The sequence below is a fragment of the Xanthomonas sp. SHU 166 genome (genome assembly GCF_000364685.1).
In the GTDB taxonomy this organism is placed as follows: Bacteria; Pseudomonadota; Gammaproteobacteria; order Xanthomonadales; family Xanthomonadaceae; genus Xanthomonas_A; species Xanthomonas_A sontii.
On record NZ_AQOJ01000279.1, the window covers coordinates 1 to 4,256 of the forward strand.

Sequence of the window (4,256 nt, forward strand, 5' to 3'; positions counted from 1 at the left end):
TGGGCGGGCGCCGCGCGCGCTGCTGATTCCTGCCGGTGCCGGTGCGCCCAGCGTCGATGGCGTGGCGGTGAGCGCGCTGCAGGTCGCCTGGCGCGGACCGCTGGCGTTCGTGCGCTGGCGCGATGCGCAGGGGCGTACGCAGCGCCTGGCGTGGTGGCCGGACACGCTGCCGCCGGCGGCACGACGTGAACTGCGTCTGGCCGCTGCCGCCCATGCCGCTTCGTCTGCGCCGCCGCAAATGGCACCATAGCGCTCCCTGGATGGTGGCTGCGCATGTTCAAACCCTTACCCGTGGCCATCGGCCTGCGCTATCTGCGCGCCAAGCGCCGCAACAACTTCATCTCCTTCATCTCCATGGCCTCGATCCTCGGCATCGCCCTGGGCGTGACCGTGCTGATCACCACCCTGGCGGTGATGAGCGGCTTCCAGAAGGAGATCCGCGACCGCCTGCTGCAGATGGCCGCGCATGCCACGGTCAGCGCGCAGGGCGCGCCGATGGAGGACTGGCAGCACGCGGTGGACGTGGCCATGCGCGACAAGCGCGTCGCCGGCGCCGCGCCCTACGTCGAGGAAGAGGCCCTGCTGACCGGCCAGCGCAACCAGCCAGCGATCGTTCGCGGCATCCTGCCCAAGGAAGAGGCCAAGGTCTCGGTGCTGGCGCAGAAGATGAAGCAGGGCTCGGTCGACAGCCTGACCCCGGGGTCCTACAACATCCTGCTCGGCCAGGAACTGGCGCTGTGGCTGGGCGTAGGCGTCGGCGACAAGGTGGTGGTGATGCTGGGCGAGCCGCAGGCCAGCCCGATGGGCATGGTGCCGCGCTACAAGCGCTTCACCGTCAGCGGCATCTTCGAGGCCGGCTACAACGAGATCGACCGCGGCCTGGCGGTGACCAGCATGCCGGACCTGCAGCGGGTGCTGCGCATGGGCGACGGCGTCACCGGCGTGCGCCTGAAGTTGTACGACATGGATCAGGCCTGGAACGTGGCGCGCGACCTGGCGCTGAACCTGCACGGCCCGTACATGGTCAGCGACTGGACCCGCGAGAACGCCAACCTCTACCAGTCGCTGAAGATGGAAAAGACAGTGATGGGCATCCTGCTGTCGCTGATCATCGCGATGGGCGCGTTCAACCTGGTGTCCTCGCAGGTGATGCTGGTGACCGACAAGCAGGCCGACATCGCCATCCTGCGCACGCTGGGGCTGAGCCCGGGCGGGGTGATGCAGGTGTTCATGGTGCAGGGCACGCTGATCGGCGTGATCGGCACCGTCGCCGGCGTGATCGGCGGCATCGTGCTGACGCTCAACCTGGAGCGGATCCTGGCCGGCATCGAGGCGGTGTTCAACATCAAGCTGCTGCCGGAGGACGTCTACTACATCACCGGCCTGCCCACCGACATGCAGCCGCACGACGTCATGGTGATCACCATAGTGGCCTTGCTGATGAGCTTCCTGGCCACGCTGTACCCGGCCTGGCGCGCGGCGCGCACGCAGCCGGCGGAGGCGCTGCGCTATGAATGAGAGCCGGGAATCGGGAATGGGGAATCGGGAATCGGGAATGCAGAAGCGACAAGCGGACGCGGCGATCCGCGCCGAAGGCCTGGCCAAGACCTACGCCGAAGGCAAGATGCGCACGCCGGTGTTCGACGGCCTGGAGCTGAGCGTGGCGGCGGGCGAGACCGTGGCCATCGTCGGCGCCTCCGGTGCCGGCAAGAGCACCTTGCTGCACCTGCTCGGCGGCCTCGACGTGCCGACCTCCGGCGAGGTCTACGTGGCCGGCCAGCGCATGTCGGCGCTGACCGACGCGGCGCGCGGGCAGTTGCGCAACCGCTCGCTGGGCTTCGTCTACCAGTTCCATCACCTGCTGCCCGAGTTCACTGCGCTGGAGAATGTGATGATGCCGGTGCTGCTGGGCGGCGCGCCGATCCAGGACGCCGATGCCCGCGCCCGCGCGCTGCTGGAATCGGTGGGCCTGGGCCATCGCCTGGAGCACAAGCCGGGCGAACTGTCCGGCGGCGAGCGCCAGCGCGCCGCGGTGGCGCGTGCGCTGGTCAATCGCCCGGCCTGCGTGCTCGGCGACGAGCCGACCGGCAACCTCGACGACAAGACCGCGGCCAACGTGTTCGCGCTGATGCTCGAACTCAACCGCGCGCAGGGCACCAGCCTGGCCCTGGTCACCCACGACCGCAGCCTGGCGCGCAAGCTGGACCGGGTGCTGGAACTGCACCAGGGCAAGCTGCGCGAATTGGCGCCTGCGGACGTTTGAGCGAGCGTGGTGGCGGACGCGATGTGCTGGCGTATCACGGTGTGGGGACGTAATCGCGGCCTGAAGGCGCGCCACTGAAGCCTGCTGCGTGCGGGGTCGGGCGTGACAGCCTCGCTTGCTGTGCAGCGCTCGCGGTCACGACAAAAGCAGTGTCCTGCTCACTGATGCAGTGCGCGTCGGGACTGAAGTCCCTCCCACAGTGCAGATCGTCGCTTCGCCGAGCGGTGGAGCGAGGTCAGGCGCGACGAACGACGCAGCGAGCCGCAGCGGCTTCAGCATTTGCCGACGCCGGAGATCCTCGGACAGGCGAAAGCACTTCTAGCGCAAGCGCGCCGTAGAAGCGGCTTCAGCCGCGACGAACGAAGCCGGGCAAGTCGCCGGCGTTGGTTGCTGTCGGCGCCGAAAAACTTCGTACAGCATGCCCAGCAAACACGTCACCGCGGCAGTGCAGTGTATGTCACTACAACGGCGACCGTCCTGGAGCGCACCGCGTGCCCCATAGGCGGCAACCTTCCGGATTGCCGCTTTCCCATTGCATCGGTGACTCTTCACCCAGCCTCGTCCCTCAGGGAATCACCCGCTGCGCGCGCAGCCGCGTGAACAGCTCCAGGAACGAGGCGCGGCTGTCGTAGTAGCCGAGGAAGCCGAGATCGCGGCTCTTGGTCATGTCGTTGACGCACTCGATCTCGCGGCCCAGATCGGCATCGGTGTGCCACCACGAGGCGAGTTGGTTGACGTCCGCCTGCACCAGCCCATGCTGCTCGGCGATCTCGCGCCACAGGGCCGGCGCGACGTCCTGCAGGCGCGCTTGCAGCGGCATCGGCGCCTCCGGATAGGGGGCGGGGTCCAGGCCGAAGAACGCGGCGATCTCGCCCCACATCCAGCGCCAGCGGAACACGTCGCCGTTGACCGTGTTGAAGGCCTGGTTGCGTGCGGCCGGATTGGTCGCCGCCCAGGCCAGCTGGCGGCCTAGCAGGCCGGCGTCGGTGAGGTCGGTGAGGCTGTCCCACTGCGCGCGCGAGCCGGGGAACACGAAGGGCTGCCCGGTGTGCTTGCACAGCGTCGCATACACCGCCAGGGTCACGCCCATGTTCATCGCATTGCTGCCGTTGGCCTGGCCGATCATGGTGTGCGAGCGGTGCACGCTCCAGCCGAAGCCGTGGCGCGCGGCGGCGTCGAACAGCAGGTCTTCCAGCGTGTAGTAGAAATTCTCGCCCGGCTGCCGCGGTTCGCTCTCGCGGAACGGCGTCTCCGCCTTGCCGCTGCCGTAGTGCTCGAACGAGCCGAGATAATGCTTGGTGCCGGTGACCAGCGCCATGTGCTGCAGCGCTGCACCGTCCAGGCCTTCGCACAGATGCCGCAACATCGCGCCATTGGCGGCGACGTTCTCCTTCTCGGTGTGGCGCCGCGTCCAGGTGCAGAAGAACACGTGGGTGATCGGCAACCCACGCAGCGCGGCCACGGTGGCCTCGCGGTCGAGCAGATCGGCCGCCACCGGGATCACACCTTCCTGCGGCACCGGGCGGCGCGCCAGCCCGTAGACGGTCCAGCCGTCGGCGACCAGCACGTTGGCGAGGTTGTAGCCGGAGATGCCAGTGACTCCGACGATCAGTGCGATGCCCTTGCGCATGCGCGCACTCCTTACGACGTGGGGTATCGCACCTTAGGCGCGGGGCGATGAAGCTGCGGAGAACTGCGTCGGGACTGTGACGCGTCGCGCGCTCGCGCGTTAGGCGAATTCTGACGCGGTGCCGCGGCATGGACCGATGGCCGACGTCCAGGCGGGATGCGACGCTGGCATGGCGATAGAGACGGTGTCGCGCGATGTGCACATCGCGCCGCTTCGTCTCGCTGCTTCCGATCCATCGATGCCAAGGAGGGCAAGCACATGCAACCGTCGGCAGACGCCGTGCCGTGCCAGGGCCCCGTCGCGGCTCGCGCTGCCCGCTGGCCGGCACCGGCGCCGTTCGGCGCTGCGGTCGCGGCCAGCCTC

General features: G+C 68.5%; 3 protein-coding genes and 1 pseudogene. 3 read left to right on the top strand and 1 reads right to left on the bottom strand.

Annotated features, from left to right (window positions below; genetic code table 11):
• The 3 genes and pseudogenes from D180_RS08870 to lolD form a co-directional block, all read left to right on the top strand.
• A pseudogene (locus tag D180_RS08870) lies at nucleotides 1-250 on the top strand (hypothetical protein); the annotation flags it as partial.
• 23 nt (nucleotides 251-273) lie between these two features.
• The gene (locus D180_RS08875) at nucleotides 274-1,518 is read left to right on the top strand and encodes a lipoprotein-releasing ABC transporter permease subunit (protein ID WP_010342649.1); all 1,245 of its coding nucleotides are present in this window, start codon (nucleotides 274-276) and stop codon (nucleotides 1,516-1,518) included.
• Nucleotides 1,519-1,555: 37 nt separating this feature from the next.
• Nucleotides 1,556-2,263, top strand: a complete 708-nt coding sequence (gene lolD / locus D180_RS08880) for a lipoprotein-releasing ABC transporter ATP-binding protein LolD (protein WP_017909302.1) — start codon at nucleotides 1,556-1,558, stop codon at nucleotides 2,261-2,263.
• Between the two features lie 565 nt (nucleotides 2,264-2,828).
• Here lolD and D180_RS08885 read toward each other — a convergent pair.
• Complete coding sequence (locus D180_RS08885) at nucleotides 2,829-3,893, bottom strand: SDR family oxidoreductase (protein WP_017912517.1); 1,065 nt, start codon at nucleotides 3,891-3,893, stop codon at nucleotides 2,829-2,831.
• Nucleotides 3,894-4,256: the final 363 nt, after the last annotated feature.

What these genes read in the sequence shown, in the direction of transcription:
- D180_RS08875 (WP_010342649.1), top strand. Translation starts at nt 274, where the DNA reads ATGTTCAAACCCTTACCCGTGGCCATCGGCCTGCGCTATCTGCGCGCC.
- lolD (WP_017909302.1), top strand. Translation starts at nt 1,556, where the DNA reads ATGCAGAAGCGACAAGCGGACGCGGCGATCCGCGCCGAAGGCCTGGCC.
- D180_RS08885 (WP_017912517.1), bottom strand. Translation starts at nt 3,893, where the DNA reads ATGCGCAAGGGCATCGCACTGATCGTCGGAGTCACTGGCATCTCCGGC.